The sequence below is a fragment of the Flavobacterium sp. LHD-80 genome, assembly GCF_030929605.1.
Lineage (GTDB): Bacteria > Bacteroidota > Bacteroidia > Flavobacteriales > Flavobacteriaceae > Flavobacterium.
Map to the genome: position 1 here is coordinate 65,287 of NZ_JAVFVS010000009.1, position 17,104 is coordinate 82,390.

General features: G+C 35.5%; 10 protein-coding genes. 4 read left to right on the forward strand and 6 right to left on the reverse strand.

Going from position 1 to position 17,104, the window contains the following annotated elements; translation table 11 throughout:
- Position 1: 1 nt before the first annotated feature.
- Positions 2-6,613 (reverse strand): HYR domain-containing protein, encoded by a 6,612-nt coding sequence (locus tag RB619_RS13235; protein WP_308098134.1) that lies wholly within the window; start codon positions 6,611-6,613, stop codon positions 2-4.
- 235 nt (positions 6,614-6,848) lie between these two features.
- Here RB619_RS13235 and RB619_RS13240 point away from each other — a divergent pair, with 235 nt between their 5' ends.
- Genes RB619_RS13240 through RB619_RS13250 form a run of 3 tightly spaced genes read left to right on the forward strand, consistent with a single transcriptional unit; the run spans position 6,849 to position 8,059 of the window.
- Complete coding sequence (locus RB619_RS13240; protein ID WP_308098135.1) at positions 6,849-7,340, forward strand: hypothetical protein; 492 nt, start codon at positions 6,849-6,851, stop codon at positions 7,338-7,340.
- 14 nt (positions 7,341-7,354) lie between these two features.
- Positions 7,355-7,753: a hypothetical protein gene (locus tag RB619_RS13245; RefSeq protein WP_308098137.1), complete on the forward strand. Its 399-nt coding sequence runs from the start codon at positions 7,355-7,357 to the stop codon at positions 7,751-7,753.
- Between the two features lie 36 nt (positions 7,754-7,789).
- Positions 7,790-8,059 (forward strand): PrgI family protein, encoded by a 270-nt coding sequence (locus RB619_RS13250; protein ID WP_308098139.1) that lies wholly within the window; start codon positions 7,790-7,792, stop codon positions 8,057-8,059.
- A 217-nt stretch (positions 8,060-8,276) separates the two neighbouring features.
- On the opposite strand, the gene RB619_RS13255 is transcribed toward RB619_RS13250, so the two are convergent.
- From RB619_RS13255 to RB619_RS13265, 3 genes are all read right to left on the reverse strand, one after another.
- The gene (locus tag RB619_RS13255; RefSeq protein WP_308098141.1) at positions 8,277-8,651 is read right to left on the reverse strand and encodes an STAS/SEC14 domain-containing protein; all 375 of its coding nucleotides are present in this window, start codon (positions 8,649-8,651) and stop codon (positions 8,277-8,279) included.
- A gap of 221 nt (positions 8,652-8,872) precedes the next feature.
- The gene (locus tag RB619_RS13260) at positions 8,873-9,364 is read right to left on the reverse strand and encodes a hypothetical protein (protein WP_308098143.1); all 492 of its coding nucleotides are present in this window, start codon (positions 9,362-9,364) and stop codon (positions 8,873-8,875) included.
- A gap of 38 nt (positions 9,365-9,402) precedes the next feature.
- Positions 9,403-10,053, reverse strand: coding sequence for an outer membrane beta-barrel protein (locus RB619_RS13265; protein ID WP_308098145.1), 651 nt, complete (start codon positions 10,051-10,053; stop codon positions 9,403-9,405).
- 368 nt (positions 10,054-10,421) lie between these two features.
- On the opposite strand from RB619_RS13265, the gene RB619_RS13270 reads away from it, so the two are divergent.
- Positions 10,422-11,741, forward strand: a complete 1,320-nt coding sequence (locus tag RB619_RS13270) for a hypothetical protein (protein ID WP_308098147.1) — start codon at positions 10,422-10,424, stop codon at positions 11,739-11,741.
- Positions 11,742-12,029: 288 nt separating this feature from the next.
- Here the strand turns inward: RB619_RS13270 and RB619_RS13275 are convergent, their stop codons facing one another.
- Together RB619_RS13275 and RB619_RS13280 are read right to left on the reverse strand one after the other, a co-directional pair.
- Positions 12,030-13,799, reverse strand: a complete 1,770-nt coding sequence (locus tag RB619_RS13275) for a RagB/SusD family nutrient uptake outer membrane protein (RefSeq protein ID WP_308098149.1) — start codon at positions 13,797-13,799, stop codon at positions 12,030-12,032.
- Between the two features lie 6 nt (positions 13,800-13,805).
- The gene (locus RB619_RS13280; RefSeq protein ID WP_308098151.1) at positions 13,806-17,090 is read right to left on the reverse strand and encodes a TonB-dependent receptor; all 3,285 of its coding nucleotides are present in this window, start codon (positions 17,088-17,090) and stop codon (positions 13,806-13,808) included.
- Positions 17,091-17,104: the final 14 nt, after the last annotated feature.

A 17,104-nucleotide genomic window follows, 5' to 3' on the forward strand; every position in this document is an offset into this window, starting at 1 on the left:
ATTAACGTTTTAAAACAAGGTAACCCTTGAGTTTTTTAAAGTGATGAGGCTGATTAACGCGGATTTCAAAAAAGTACGTTCCTTCTGGAAGTTCATTGGCTCCTAATTTTCGGCTTCGGTTAGCAATTCCGCTGAAGACGTTTGTGGTGTTATTGTAATTTTCGATTTGAAAAACCAAATCGCCCCAACGACTGTAAATCAAAACCTGATTCTGCGGATATTGCGTAATGTCATCAATTTCCCAAAAATCATTTATCCCATCGTTATTTGGCGAAAAGCCGTATTTAGTTTCGTCTTTTTCGAGCGGTTTTACTTCTATTGTTACTTCATCTGTAGCTTCACAACCTTGAGCATTTTTAAATGTGACAGTGTAAGTTGTCGTTTCTGTAGCAAAAAATGACGGATTTGCGATTTTGCTATTACTTAATCCCTTTGCAGGCGACCAAGAATACGTTCCCGTTTCTAAAGCAATTGCATCAAGTTGTACCATTTCTCCTTCGGTTATTTGCTGCTCTTCTCCGGCATCGACAACAACAGGATTTGACTGCACTTTAAAAGAGCATTTTTTAAGATTATTGCTTTTATCGACAGCTTTGATTTCCACAGTCATTCCTTCTGTAAAAAGACTTCCAGCCACTGGCAACTGCGTGACTTCCGGAGTTAGATCATAGTTATCTTTAACTGTAATCATTTTAGTGAAATCGGGAATCGTTTTAGTGTTACAAGCTACCAATTGATCTGCCAAACAAGTAAAATCTGGCGCTTGATTATCTGATGTGACGTTGATACTAAAAGAACACTCTTTTGTGTTTCCGCTATTGTCTTTTGTTGACATCGTTACGGTCATTCCGTTTGTTGCAGGACTTCCGGGAAATGGCGTTTGTGTGACTGTCAAATTTGAGTCGCAATTATCCGTTACCGTTATCATCGAACGATAATCTGGCAGAAGTGCTCCAAAATTTAAATTCTGATTTCCAATGCACGTTATAATCGGTGCCGTAACATCTGCGGAAGCATTAACTACAAAACTGCAATCGGAATAATTTCCTGAAATATCGGTTGCAGTGATTTTAACTGTCATTCCGGATGTAAAAACACTTCCCGCAGCTGGACTTTGTGTAAGTACGGGTTTGGTATCGCAATTATCATTTGCTGTAACTAAAGGCGTATAATCTGGAATTACACTACCACATGATAATAACTGATCTCCAATACAAGCAATTACAGGTTTTGTCAAATCTGCGGAAGCGTTAATTATAAAACTGCAATCAGCATAATTTCCTGAAATATCTGTTGCGGTAATTGTTACGGTCATTCCATCAACAAACGGAATTCCCGCTGTTGGATTCTGAGTAATTACAGGCGATGCGTCGCAGTTATCAGTTACTGAAATTAAATTTCTGTAATCTGGAATTGTGCTGTTACAAAATAATGTCTGATTTCCAATACAAGTTATAACTGGCTTTACAACATCTGCGGAAGCGTTAATTATAAAACTGCAATCTTCATAATTTCCTGAAATATCAGTTGCCGTAATTGTTACTGTCATTCCGTCAACGAAAGCAGTTCCTGATGGCGGATTTTGAGTAATTACGGGCGACACATCACAATTGTCTGTTACTGAACTTAAATTTCTATAATCTGGAATTGTAGCGTTGCACGATAAAGTTTGATTTCCAATACATGTTATAACTGGCTTTACAACATCTGCGGAAGCGTTAATTATAAAACTACAATCGGCATAATTTCCTGAAATATCTGTTGCTGTAATTTTGATTGTCATTCCGTCAACAAAAGGAGTTCCTGCTGTTGGATTTTGAGTAATTACAGGCGATGCGTCGCAATTATCAGTTACGGAAATTAGATTTCTATAATCTGGAATTGTGCTGTTGCAAGATAATGTCTGATTTCCAATACACGTTATAACTGGCTTTGTTACATCTGTGGAAGCGTTGATTATAAAACTGCAATCTGCATAATTTCCTGAAATATCAGTTGCCGTAATTGTTACTGTCATTCCATCAACAAAAGGAGTTCCTGCTGTTGGATTTTGAGTAATTACAGGCGATACGTCGCAATTATCAGTTACGGAAATTAGATTTCTGTAATCTGGAATTGTGCTGTTGCAAGATAATGTCTGATTTGCGATGCACGTTATAATCGGTTTTGTAACATCCGCGGAAGCGTTAATTATAAAATTGCAATCTTCATAATTTCCTGAAATATCTGTTGCTGTAATTTTGATTGTCATTCCGTCAACGAAAGCAGTTCCTGATGGCGGATTTTGAGTAATTACGGGCGATGCATCACAATTATCGGTTACTGAAATTAAGTTTCTATAATCTGGAATTGTACTATTACAAGACAAAGTTTGATTTCCAATACAAGTAATAACCGGCTTAACAATATCTGCAGAAGCGTTAATTATAAAACTGCAATCGGCATAATTTCCTGAAACGTCTGTTGCTCTAATTGTAACCGTCATTCCTGCTGTAAAAGGAGTTCCGACAGCTGGATTTTGAATGAAAGTAACTGTTCCTGCGCAATTATCTGTTGCGGTTACAAAACTTCTATAATCTGGCAAAAGACTTCCGCAGGCCAAAATTTTATTGCCTGTACAACTAATTACTGGTTTGGTAATATCGGGAGTTGCGTTATGAACAATGAAATCACAAAAGGATTCATTTCCAGATTCGTCAGTGTATTTTATATGAATTGGAATTCCGTCATAAAATGGAGTTCCGTCTGCGGGTGTCATTTCGTAATGTACAATGTCGCTGCAATTATCGGCAAGATTCATTATAGGATCAATCGCGTAATTGGGAATTACATCGCCACAATTCAAAGTTACGTTTGTTGGACAAGTAAATGTTGGCGGTTCAGTATCAGCGCCCGAAGCATGAAGAATAATACTGCAATTGCTTTCATTTCCAGCATCATCTTTTGCGGTAAAATCAATCTGCATTCCGTCAAAAAAAGTAGAGCCGGCGCCAGGAAATTGAGTAACATCTATACTTAAATCAGTATCATCTGAAACTATTAATTGGCTTAAATAATTTGGCACCAAAGATCCACAAGCCAACTGCTGATCTGCTGGGCAAGTTATTTGAGGTGCTTGTGTATCAGTACCTACAGAAACTGTAAAACTGCAAGTCTGAAAATTCGTTTTGGCATCAGTTGCTTTCAACGTTATGATTTGCGTTCCTCCGGCATAAATCGTTCCGGGAAGCGGTGTTTGCTCAATCAACGGATTTGTATCGCAATTATCCGTAACCGTTATAACCGTTTTGTAATCTGGAATTGCATCTCCAATGTTTAAATTTTGATTAGAAGGACAATTTGTAATTACTGGTTTTTCTGTGTCTTCTATTTTTTTTCCGAATATAACATAAGCATTACCCGGCGAATAATTTGGAGCAATGTCATAATAATGTACTCCTCTTCCCGCAATCACATCGTCAATTCCGTCATGATTGATGTCTCCCGCAAAATTCAAAGCATCGGGATAAAACGAATACATTCTCATACAGTCTTTTTCTGTCAGCGTATTAATATCAACTGTTGCTGTCCATGTACTTTTTCCGTAATAAATTGCAAAACCGTTTCCGAATCGGTATAAAAAATCATCAAAACCATCTTTGTTAAAATCCCCGTCTCCGCCAAAAACTTCTGAAAAACCGTTATTTAGGAATTTAGTTCCGTTTGTTCCGTTTAAGTTTTTTAAATCGACTAAGGCAGAAAAAGAATTTTTTCCGAATAAAATATAGCTTCCTGTAATTGCAATATCATTTAATCCATCGCCATTTACATCTCCGGCGGTATCGATTCCAATACTTTCATACAAAGGATCAGCAGAATTTTCAATTGCGAATCCGTTTGTACCATTTAAATCTAAAGTACTGAGAGAAGCCGGAAAATTGGAAGAACGCCCAAAAACAACAAATTTTCTAATTAATGAAGAATCATCACCGCTTCCTACTCCAATATCTGGAATTCCATCACCATTCACATCGCCTAAACCAGCAATTTGCCTTCCAGTTGTTCCTGCGGTTGCATCTCCTTTTATAATAAAACCATTGGTACCATTTATCTGATTGGTTCTTACTACTGCCGGAAAAGCCGAATGTGATCCATAAATCACAAAAACATTTCCTGCCAGCCAGCCGTTTCCATTATCAACTGTTCCCAAATCATCAATTCCGTCGCCATTGATGTCGCCTAGTTTGGCAACATTAATTCCAACTGCCGAATAACCTGTAGTTCCAATTAAAGCAAATCCGTTTGTACCGTTTAGAGAAGACAAAAAGAATTCGGCTGGAAAACCACCTGATTTCCCAAAAACCACATAAACATGGCCAACTTCATTTCCGTAAGTTGTATGTCGGTACGGATCGCTGATCATAAAATCTCCAATTCCGTCGCCGTTAATATCTCCTGCAGCGCTCACATCGTAACCCGTTACAGGAAAATTAGTCTGAGGCAAATCGTTTCTGATGATAAAACCATTTGTACCATTTAGCAAAGCCAAGTCAACATTTGGAGGAAAACCTGCAGAAGTTCCATACACAACATATCCTGCACCATTTATAGTTCTATAAATATTTTCATATTTACCGCTGGTACTATCATAAGTTCCCGGTGCACCAATAATAAAATCGGTTATTCCGTCACCATTTACATCGCCTGCTGTGTTAACGCTTGCACCTGCTCCACCTGCCGCTTTTTCTCCGTAAACTGCAAAACCAATTGTTCCGTTTAAATCGGTTGTTCTTAAATATGGTGTTCTACAATCTAAAACGGGAGTATTCGTTTTCAATTTTACTAAAAAGGAACATGAATTTGTATTTCCAGATTCATCTTTAATAGTTATCGTAACATTTGTATCGGCTGTAAATAGAGTTCCTTCGGGAGGATTTTGAGTAAAAAGCAAATCGTTGACATCTGTACAATTATCTGAAATTGTTACCAAAGAATGAACGTAATTTGGTAAAGTAGAATTCGCGTACAATTCTATTCCTGACGGGCAGTTTATTATGGGCTTAACAGCATCTGTTCGATCTGATTTTTCTCCGTAAAAAACATATGCTTTCCCTTTGATATTGTAAATCGAATTTGAGCCAATTGATCCTACGGCAAAATCGTTGGTTCCATCCGCATTAAAATCACCTAGACCGGTTACGTCGGTTCCGAAATTATAGAACGAATAATAACTTTCATCATTAAAAACCTGATAACCTTTTGTACCTGTAATTTGATTTGCGCCAATAATGCCTGCCGCTGTTGTTCCCCTAAAAACAACATATGCGGCACCATTATTTGCCCGACCACCTTTTTTGGCCGAAATTATAATATCATTTTTTCCATCGTTATTTACATCTCTAACCGAATTTACCTTGTATCCAAAATTCTCATAAGTGTTTTTTCCTTGAAAAATCACCGAATTAGTAGCATTTAAAGTGCTATTAGAAAACAGAGCTGGAAAAGGCGTATTTCTGCCAAAAAGCACAAAGGCTTCTCCTGCTTGTGTTGCACCATTTACGGTTCTTCCCTGTCCTGAAATCAGAACATCATCGATTCCATCATTATTAAAATCACGCACTCCTGCAGCAGAAGCACCTAAATAATTATAATCTCCGGTTCCTGTAACGGCAAAACCTTCTGTGGGTCCCATCGTATCTAAACTATATAAAGATGCGTAGGCTGTATTTTTTCCGAACCATACAACTGCCCTTCCATTGCTTGTAAATCCTCCGTCACTAAAACTCGGAATTCCAAAAAGCAAATCGTCAATTCCGTCATTATTGATATCTCCAGCGTTTCTACCAATTGCAGATGTTCCTAAAAAAGTAATATGATAACCTCCAATGATAAATCCGTTAGAACCATTTAGCGTACTTGTATTAAGATTTGTCAATCCGGCTTTTCCAAAAATGACAACATAATGAGCGTAGAAACCACCATCAATAGTTAAAAGGACATCGCTTATTCCGTCATGATTTAAATCTCCAGCTTTACTGACATCAACAACATCTGTATACAGAGCAGAATCAACTAGAAAAGCGGCACTATTTGAAGTATTTAAATCGGTTCTGTTATAAAGCGCCAGAAATGGCGAAGAAGATCCGTAAACCACATATGCAGTGGCTTGTGTTCCAAGATCACTCCCAATAACGATATCGTCAATTCCGTCGTTATTTAAATCCCCCGCATCGCTAATTACACCTCCCAATTTTTCATTAGCAGCAACACCTCTAATTACAAAACCATTAGTTCCGTTAAGCGTTGTAACATCAAAATTGCTAATCGAAAGTCCTGATTTTCCGAAAATAATGTAGATTTCACCCACATTTGCCACACCACCAAAATCAGCATTTGGAGCGCCAATCATTAAATCATCAATTCCGTCATTATTGATATCTCCGGCACTTTTTACACTTTTTCCAAAATCATCTGCGCCGGCTTTTCCTTCTGAAGAAAAACCGTTAAAACCATTTAAAGCCGACTGTGGTATTTGCGGACAGCCATTTTGACTGTAAGAAGTTATAATTCCTAAAAAGAAAATTATGTATACAAATTGGGTCGTTTTTTTGAAAACAGTTTTGTTATTTTTCATTCTACTGCTATATGTTTTACCTCTTTTCATAAGTGGCAAAACTATAATTCGAATACATTTTACACATCACTATAAATAGTGATTTTTGCTTGCGAACTTCTTTTCGCTTTTAACAATTATTCCAATGTAAGCAACTGTTAATTATGCAGCTATAACAACAATTTGTGTAAGGTCTTCCTGTGATTTGCTTGGTAAATTTGTAAATCACAACTTTTAATAACTAAACATAAACGTTATGAAAAATGAACACAACCTAGATAATTATCAGAACGATCCTGATTATATCGATCAAAATATTCTTGTTGATGGGACTTCAATTGAAGATCAATACAAACAAGATTTAAAACCGCATACTAATCTCGAATTTGGCGAAAGCGATCCAGATTATATCGATCAAAATACATTGGTCGACAATGATAATTATGCCAAAGATGAAGATCCATATCAATATCAAGAAGAATTTATTGGAGATCCACAGCATCATGTAACCGATTTTGAAAGCAATACGAATATACGTGCTGAAAACATTCCGAATCAGGAACGCATTGTAAACGAGGATGATGCCATTACAAACGATGATCGAAAAAACGATTTTGACGAAGATTATAATCCTGATTTGGATTATGAGAATGATGTAGAAAAAGATGGCGATCTGGACGATGATGACACAAAAGATCTAAATGATTTTGACGCAGAGCATTTTCCTGAAAATCATCCAAGAGAATAATCAATTTCTTGCACATGGATTTGACCACACAAATTATCTGGCTTTTTGTTTTAGCTCTTCCAATTTCTTGTATCAGCTGGACTGTTACGCATGAGGAAATTTTTAGAGAGCCTAGAGAATGGTGTATCAAACATTCCAAATTTGACAAGACAATTTTGTCAAGAAAAGTATTTTATCTCTTTACTTGCGAATATTGTTTCAGTCACTATGTCACAATTGCATTTTTAGTGCTTTGTAATTATAAACTTTTGTTAAATGACTGGCGGGGCTACATTTTGGCAGGATTCTCGCTGGTTTTTATGGCAAATATTTACATGAGTCTTTTTGCTTTGCTCCGGCAAGCAATTAAAAAAGAAAAGGCAGAAATTGAAAAAATTGAAAGTGATACGGACACTGAAAAATCGTCCAATTAAATACAAACAAGTTTAAACAAATAAATTATTATAATTATGGAAAATTTGAATTTTATAGATCCTTTATTGCATGGAATAACGCCAAATCCGGCGTCAAAATTATCAGTGAAAAATTTAGTTTGCGCAGGACTAGGCGCATTGTTTGTTGGTGCCGTTTTGAAAAAAACAGGACATACTAAATCGGCAGCAGTGGTTGGAAGTCTTGCATTACCATTGTTAACCTCAGCATGCTACAAACAAATTTCAAAATCATACAAAGCAAAAAAAGAATTAACTGAAAGTAGCGGAATCGAATATAATCACTAATTTTTTGTTTCAGGTTTCAAGTTTCAAGTTGAAATGCGATAATTCCTGTGCTGTTTTTAACCGCAAAGTTCGCAAGGTTTTTTGTCAAGTTTTATATTTACAAACGCAAAGTTCGCAAGGCTTTGCGTTCTTTAGCGTTTTTAAAACACAGTCTGAACAAAAAACCTTGCGAACTTCGCGGTTAAATTTACAACGAACTTGAAACCTGAAACAAAAATCAAGAAAGATTAATATTCCCCTCAACCCAATTTAAAGCTTTATTGAAATTTTCTTTTTTAAATCCGTGGAATTCTCCTGGAACTACAAAACTGAAACCGTTTGTGAACTTGATAATTTCTTCAGAATCTGTAATTATTGCGGCGCGGTTCCATTTTCCTAAATGTTTTAATCCGAGTAATGCGTCTTCGAGCCACGCTCCTGCTGTAAAATTTTCAAGATCAGTATCAAGAACTAGCAAAAAATTAATTTCATGAGTCTGATTCACCAAGTGTTCAACTGCTGGAACAACTACTTTTAAAAAATCATCTTTTGTTACTTCTGCCAATGCTCTAAATGCGACTACATTATCTGTTGTGTCAATTTGATGTATCATGATAGTATTAGTTTTGAATGTTATTTAATAGTGAGATTATACAGAAAAAAGCTTGCATAAAACTCCAATCAAAAATACTTCTCGAATACTGTTTTTGTCTTATAGCATCTCTTGCTATTTTTACAAAATAACAATGTTATTCATTTAAATATTAATTAGTTGAAAAGCTATTAAAGACAAAAAAGCGACAATTCGTTATCTGAATTATCGCTTTTTAAATATTAAATCTTACTATTGATTTTTGTTTTATCAATTTCATCAATAAAAGGAATTGAATTTTGAATTTCGCCTCTTATTGTTACTTGCAGATATTGTTCTAACTGAACAAATTTTGCTGCGTTGCGTCCGCCGATTGCTTTTTTGACTTTGCCATAAGTCTTGGTTAAAAGTTTATCATAATCGGTAACGTTTTTTAAACTTGCTTCGGTTAATGATGCCGCTTTTGTATCATCAAGTGTTGCATAATTATTTCCGTAATCATTTATTATTTGCACTTTTTGTTGTCCTAATGCTTTACGAGAAACTTCATATTCATCATATATCTTTTGAAATTCTGTTGCCTGAGGTTCTGACAAATTCATGTATTGTCTAACCAAATCAGCTTTTGATTTCCCATAAATAGATTGTATAACTTCTACATCTTCTTTTAAACTCGATTGAGCAAATGAATGTGCAGAAAAAAGTACAAGCGCTAATAAAACTACTTTTTTCATAATTTAAATTTTAAGAATTAAGGTGTTTTACCGCGATTTTACTTTTTAAAATCATAACTTAAAACAGCTCCTAAACCAAATTGAAAAGTAGAGGCATAATCAGTAACTGCGATTGGTCCCCAATAGTAATCCCAGTAGTAGTCATATCCAACAGCTGCTGACATCGATTGCAAATAAGCATTCAGATTTATTGAGAAAGCAGAATCTGTTTTTATTTTTACACCACCTTTGATTTCCCATGCAAAATAAGTTCCGTTACCGCTTTGTGGAGATTCAAGAATTGAAATACCAGCACCAGCTCCTAAGAATGGTAGGGCTTTTTGAGAACTTGATCCGAAATAATACGTATAATCTGCCAATATATAATTGATCGCACCTTTATCATCTCCAGCATTAACCTGGCCTCCAGCAGGAATACCGTAAGCAGGTATAGGTGCTTTTGTGTATAAAGGCATATTTGTATCAAGCCTGTTATATTTTAATTCTATAGAAGCGTTATCCATAATAAAATATTCTAAACCTGCACCATACTCAAAACCATCTTCCACTTTAGCATATGAGGCATCAAAATCTACTTTATCCGAAAAGGTATAACCTCCATACAGATTAAGCAAAAATGAACCTTGACTTTGCGCTGAAATTGTCAGCGAAAACAAAAAAACAACGAATAATAAGTGATACTTTTTCATAATTTGATTCTTTAATTTGTTTGTAATTTGGTTTCTTAACTAATAGATTTTGAGACAAATAAAAAGGATTTCACTGCTCTCTCTGTTACAAGAGTAGTTTCTTATTATCAACAGTTTTAAACTGTTATTTTGATTGAGCTCAAAATTATCTAAATTGGTAAAGACAGCTCAAATTTTGGTGGCGATAATGGTTTCAAATTATAATTTGAAACCAAAAAATACTACAAAAATTAAATAACGAAACCAACTTTTTTTCAAAAACAAATTTACATCTATCTGATTTTCATATATTTACACACAAAACTATTCAAAAAAGCTTTATATATCATTAAATAAGCGAAAATCCGTAAATCTTAAACAAAAATAATATGGCAGACCTTTATAAAGTAGTAATTAGTCTTTATGCCGATGTTTATAAAAGCATTGGTACTGATGGAAAACCAAAGGGAAAAAACAATACCATCCTGATGGGATCATTTGTGAAAATTTTACCCGAAGAAACTGGAAATTGGCAAAAAATTTTAGCTTTTGGAAAAGAAAGCTGGATTGACAAAACCTGTTTAGGACTTTCGGCAGCTTTAAAATGTTTTTATGTTGATGTTGGTCAGGGCGACGGTGCCTTACTTGAAGTAGGAAATGACGAAAACGGACTTAAAATAATTATTGATGGCGGTCCAAATGATAATTTAAGTCATTATTTGAGCAAATGGCAGTACAAATACTATTTTGACAAAAACCAAAAAGTGCATCTTGATTATATTTTTATCAGTCATTTTGATAAAGATCATTATCAGGGATTAATTGATATTATTAATGATAGTCACTATACCATTGGCACCATTTATCATAACGGAATTGCAAAATTCAATAATAAGAAAATCAATTTTCCCAAAACAGAATACAATACCGAATTAGGAAAGAAGTCAAAACACAACGGTGAGTATTATCTGGAAACTTCTTTCAATACTTTGGCCGAGTTTAATGCGCTCCAAGTGAAAGGCGGTATGCTTGATTTACAAGAAAAATTTCTGAATGCGGTTAATACAGCAACCAGCCAAGGGCGTCTGGGTGATTTTGTTCGTATAGATCACACTAATGGCATAATTTCTAACAAATCAATAAATAACAGAGATTTCAAGATTGAAGTTTTAGGACCTGTAACATCTAAAATCGATAATAAAACGGCTTATAAATATTTTGATGACGAAGCGCATACTATAAATGGACATAGCATAGTTTTGAAAATAACTTACGGAAATCGTTCTTTTTTATACGGAGGAGATTTGAATATTCCTGCCGAAGATCATTTATTGGAACATTACAGCAATTCAAATCCGTTTGAGGTTGATGTTGCAAAATCCTGCCATCATGGAGCATCTGAATTTACGACCGATTTTATGGCAAAAGTAAATCCGTATGCGACAGTTATTTCATCGGGCGATAATGAAACCTATTCACATCCGCGTGCAGATGCTATTGGCTGTGCCGGAAAATATACAAAATCAAAAAGACCTTTAGTTTTCTCCACCGAACTCGCTCGTTCAACTGCCGAAGGAAGCACCAGAATTAAATACGGAATGATCAATATGCGCTGTGACGGCGACAATATTATCATGGCGCAAATGAAAGAAGCGGTCAGCAGCGGAAGTGTCTGGGATTTGTACGAGCAGAGTTTTTTTAATGTTTGATTTGTTACAGGTTTCAAGTTGAAATGTAACTTTTGGATTGGGCTGAATCTAACCGCAAAGGTCGCAAGGTTTTTTTATCTCAGTTTGTCTACAATAAACGCAAAGTTCGCAAAGCTTTGCGTTCTTTGCGTTTGTAAACACAATCTATGCAAAAAACCTTGCGACCTTTGCGGTTAAACTACAACGAACAGGAAACCTGAAACTTGAAACAAAAAATAGAAGCCTGTCTTTTGCAAGACAGGCTTTTCTAATAAAAAATAAATAAAAAAATAAACTAACTAACACAACTTAGTTATACCCTTGATTCTGTGTAAATTGTTTCGTTACGTCGATCGTTGACTGCGGAATTGGAAATACTCTTCTAAATGGTTGTGAAGCTGCTTTAGCAGTTCCTGGCAAGTCAAATTTCCCGAAACGAATCATTTGTGGCCTTCTGTATAATTCCCAATACAATTCGAAACCTATTTCGTTATACAATTGTGTTGCATCAAGTGAAGTAAGTGCTTTTCCTGACACACCTCCAAACAAAGCTTCTCTCTTTCTGCTTGTACGCAATTTGTTTAAATCATCCATTGCTAATCCTGCGCTTCCTTTTCTGAAGTAAGCCTCAGCTCTCATCGTGTAAATTCCTCCTAAACGGAATAACGGAATATCAACATTACTGTTTCCATTTCCTCCTTCTGGATCAAATTCATATTTAAAAATACGCGCTCCTTGATTGATTTCATTTTGAGCAAAAACCGCCTGAGCTGGATTTTTAAACGTTAATGACGGCGTAAAATCCATTCTTGTAGTTGTACTTTTTTCCATGAATAAAGGCGAAACTTTTATACGACCGTTGATCATTTCTAAAGAACCTGACGATAATAAAATTGGTCCGTATTGAGGCCCATATTCAATTCCTCTGTTAAAGTGGAACCAAGGTAAATTAGCACTTTTCGGAACAATATCAGTTGCTGGAACACTTACATCTGTACCGTCATTTTTAAACCATGTTCCATCTGAATATTGGTATTTTTGTTGGAATCTTGGGTCATCATGATTTCCATCCCATGTAGCGAAAAATTCAGGAGTAGTACACGCCGCATTTGTTCCTCTGTTTGCTGCAGAAGTTCTCTGATTACGCTCCATACATACATAAGCAAAACTGTTTGAACCGTTACGGATGTAATCTATCTTTTGAGTAATCGCAAAAATAAGCTCTTTCCCTTTGCTATTGTCTCTTGCAAAGTTTTTGAAATAATCACTTTCTAGAGAATATTTCCCAGAATTAATCAATAATGAAGTATAATAAATTACACGATCCATATCGGTTCCACCTCCTGAAACTGCAGCTTCGCTAAAATTAAAGTTCGAAGATGCATTGTAGCGGTCTTTAAAAACAGCACGGTTCAAATACATTGTTGCTAAAAAACCATAAGCAGCTTCTTTTGTAAAACGCCCATTGTGTGTTTGTTGTTCGCCCATGCTTGCCAAATCAGGAATTAAAGCTTCAACATCTGTAATTAATTTATCAATTTGAGTATCGGCTTTTAAAATCTGTAAAGGCGCATTTGGATTCATTGGATCTCTAAAAGGCGCTTGTCCGTACAAATCTAAAGTCGTGTACAAATAATACGCTAAAAGTCCTTTAGCTTCTGCCAAAAACAATTTCTTTTCCGGAATTGAGCTTTCTTCAACTGATTGAATTGCAGTTAACGAACGCGTAATTCCATTTGTCAATTTGTTCCAGTTGTCCCCTACAATCGCGTTATCCGATTTCCAAGTAAATTCATGCATATCTCTCCATTTTCCACCATCACCCCAGTCACTTCCACGCGTTGGTAAAATAGCCTCATCTGTTGTGTATTCCTGCAGAGAAAAAACACCGCCATGATCTACAAAAGTTCCGTCTCCTAGCCTATCATAAGCTGCCGCAAGTGCTCCCGCAGGATTTGATGTATTTCCTCCCAAAACCTCATCTAATACAACTTCATCAAGATCTGTACAGCTGGCAAAAAGCCAAATAAACGAGAACAATGCGATTAATTTTATACTAAAAAATGTATTTGTCTTCATAATAAATTATAGTTTTAAAGTTGCTCCAAAACTGAACGTTCTAGAAGTTGGGTAAGCCGCATAATCAATACCTATTGACTGGTTTCCTCCGTTTGATTTTGGACTATTGATTAATGGATCGTAACCTGAATAATTTGTAATTGTAATTAAGTTTTGTCCTGTTACATACAATGTCAATCCGTTGATCCAGTTGATTCCTTTTAGATCAAAATTGTAACCTACACGCGCAGTATTCAATCGGATAAAATCAGATTTTTCTAAGAAAAGTGTCGATAAAATTGGTGAATTTGTTGGGTTTGCTCCCGACTCATAATAACCTGTTGCTACATTTCGGTCAGAAGCCAAGTTGTTAATGTTTAATGCATTTAATCCTGTGTTATTCAACAAATAACCACCTGTTTGCCCGATAATAGAGAATGAAAACGTAAAGTTTTTGTATCTCATATCACTATTAAATCCGTAGTAAAAAGTTGGCAAAGCGCCTTCGATAATAATTCTGTCGCTATTATCAATTTTACCATCTCCGTTTTGATCTTTAAAAATATTACCTCCATTTGCATCAAAACCAATGTGTTGCAATAAATAGAAAGATCCCGCTGCATAACCGCTTTTGTAGATATTTGCATTAACTCCAGATTGTCCAGGTCCTGAAATAGTTCCCGTTAAAATTTCTGAAACTGGCAAATCTTCAATTTTATTATTCAAAGTCGCACCGTTCATATCAATGTTCCAAGAGAAATCTTTATGGTCAATCAATTTTGAACCTAACATAAATTCAAAACCTTTATTGATAATTTTTCCGTCAATATTGGTCCAAATTGTAGTTGTTGGACTTAAAGCTTGAGATGGAACATTCAAAATTGCATCCGTTGTAGTTTTGTTGAAATAATCAAAAGTTCCGTACAATTTATCTTTCCACAAATTAAAATCTAAACCTAAATTGTATTGCGTCACAACTTCCCATTTTAAATCAGGATTTGGGGTTCTGTTCACTGAAACTCCGTTTACCAAGTTTAAATCATTGTATAAATAGTATCCATCAGCACCAGAAAGTGAATAACTTGCCTGTGTAATTTTGTTCTCAACTTCTTGATTTCCTGTTTGTCCCCAGCTCGCTCTTAATTTTAAGTTGTCAACTGCAGTTACATCTTCTAAGAATTGTTCTTTAGAAATATTCCATCCTAAAGCAGCTGACGGAAAATAACCGTATTTGTTGTTTTCTCCAAAACGAGTCGAACCATCGGCTCTCATCGAAGCTGTCAAAAGATATTTGTTGTTGAAAGTATAATTTACTCTTCCAAAATAAGACTGAAGCTCATTTTCCTGCGCATATCCAGAAACTCCAGATTGTGTTCCTGCAAAACCAGGATTAATTGCTGGCGGTACACCAACTCCTTGATTTGAGATTCCGTCAACGCTGAAAGCAGTTCCAGATCTTTCAAATTTTTGATATGAAAATCCGCCTAAAGCTTCAATTTTATGTTTATCCAAATTCAAGTTATACGTCAAGTAATGCTCAATCAATGAATTTCTTGAATCTAAATTATTCTGAACATATTTCCCTTTCGGATTCAAATCGGTTAAGTTTGGAAAAATAGTCGTATTTCTTTCAGCTGCTGAACGATCAAAACCAATGTTCAGTTTATATTCCAATCCGTCAACAATTCTTAACGACGCTTCTAAATTTCCTAAAACTCTCAACGTGCGCGTTACGTCATCATAAATGCTTAATAAATAAGCTGGATTGTAATGCGCATTCATGTTGAAGTTGGTGTAATTTCCTTTTGAATCAAAAACCGGTCTTGTAGGGTTTGCCATTAAAGTATGAACGATAAGCTGTCCGTTCGAACCTCCATCATCACTTGTAGGAACGCCATCGTCTTTCGTTTCACTCGCCGTAAGATTCATTTTTACTTTCAAACGTTTGTTATCCAAAAACGATTCAGCTGCATTAATTCTCCCCGACATACGTTTGAAATTACTTGTTCTAATTACACCTTCTTGATTCATTTGTGCCACAGAAGCATAGTAATTTCCAGTTTCTGTTTGTTTAGAAAAGGCTAGTGAGTTATTTGTAGTAATTGCAGTTCTATAAATTACATCTTGCCAATCTGTATTTCCGCCGTGGTCAAAAGCTGGATCTTTAATTGCTTTTCTATATTGATCTGCGCTTAAAACGTCTAATTTATTAGCGACAGTCGAAACTCCCGTGTACGAATCAAAAGTTAAAGTTCCTTCGCCTTTTGAACCTTTTTTAGTTGTAACCAAAACCACTCCGTTTGATCCTCTCGCACCATAAATTGCTGCTGCCGAAGCATCTTTCAAAACGGTAATCGATTCGATATCACTTGTATTCAAGAAGTTCAATGGATTTTTAGCCGATGAATTTCCGAAACCAACATTACTTCCAGACGGACTAACATCATCATTTGACAAAGGCACACCATCAACAACGAACAAAGGCGTACTTCCACTTCTGATCGATCCAACTCCTCTAATCGTAACGTTTACTCCCGCTCCCGGCTCACCGCTTGTATTTACTACACGAACTCCGGCAATTTTCCCTTGCATTAAATTGTCTACAGAAATATTTACACCTTGCTTAAAACTTGCTGCTTCAAGTTGTGTAACAGCTCCAGTAACATCTTTTTTAGACTGTTTTCCGTAACCTACAACTAAAACTTCGCTTAATTCAGCAGTATTTGGTTCCAATTGAATCGTCATAAAACCTTTTTGTACAGCAACAACTTTAGTTTTATATCCTAAATACGCTACTTCAATTGTTTTTCCTTCTCCAACAGTAATTTCAAATTCACCATCAAAATTCGAAACTGCACTGTTTGATGAACTTGTTTCAGTAATTGTTGCACCTGGAATAGGCAATTTGTTTTCGTCAATTACTTTTCCTTTTACTTTAACTCTGTCTACAGCAATGTTTGTTGCCACTTTTGGCGAAGCTGTTTTCTGAATCAGAACTAATTTTCCGTTAATGTTGTAATTAAAATTTGCTTTTTTTGAAAGATCATTCAAAATGGCCGAAACGGTTTCGCCAGCAAAATTTACTGTATAAGTTGTGTTATCAGCAATTACAGCTTGTCCGTAGCTGAATTTATAATCAGTTTGCTGACTTAATTTTGAAAAAATAGAAACAAGAGTTGCTTTTTCTATTTTATTTTCTATTTTTGATTTTTTTACTAAAACTGTTTTACTAAAACCGGTCTGAAAGGTCAGTAAAGCCAGAACTAAAAAGAAAATATTCTTTAGGTTTAAATAAGAATTTTTAAAATACATGATTTAAGTTATTG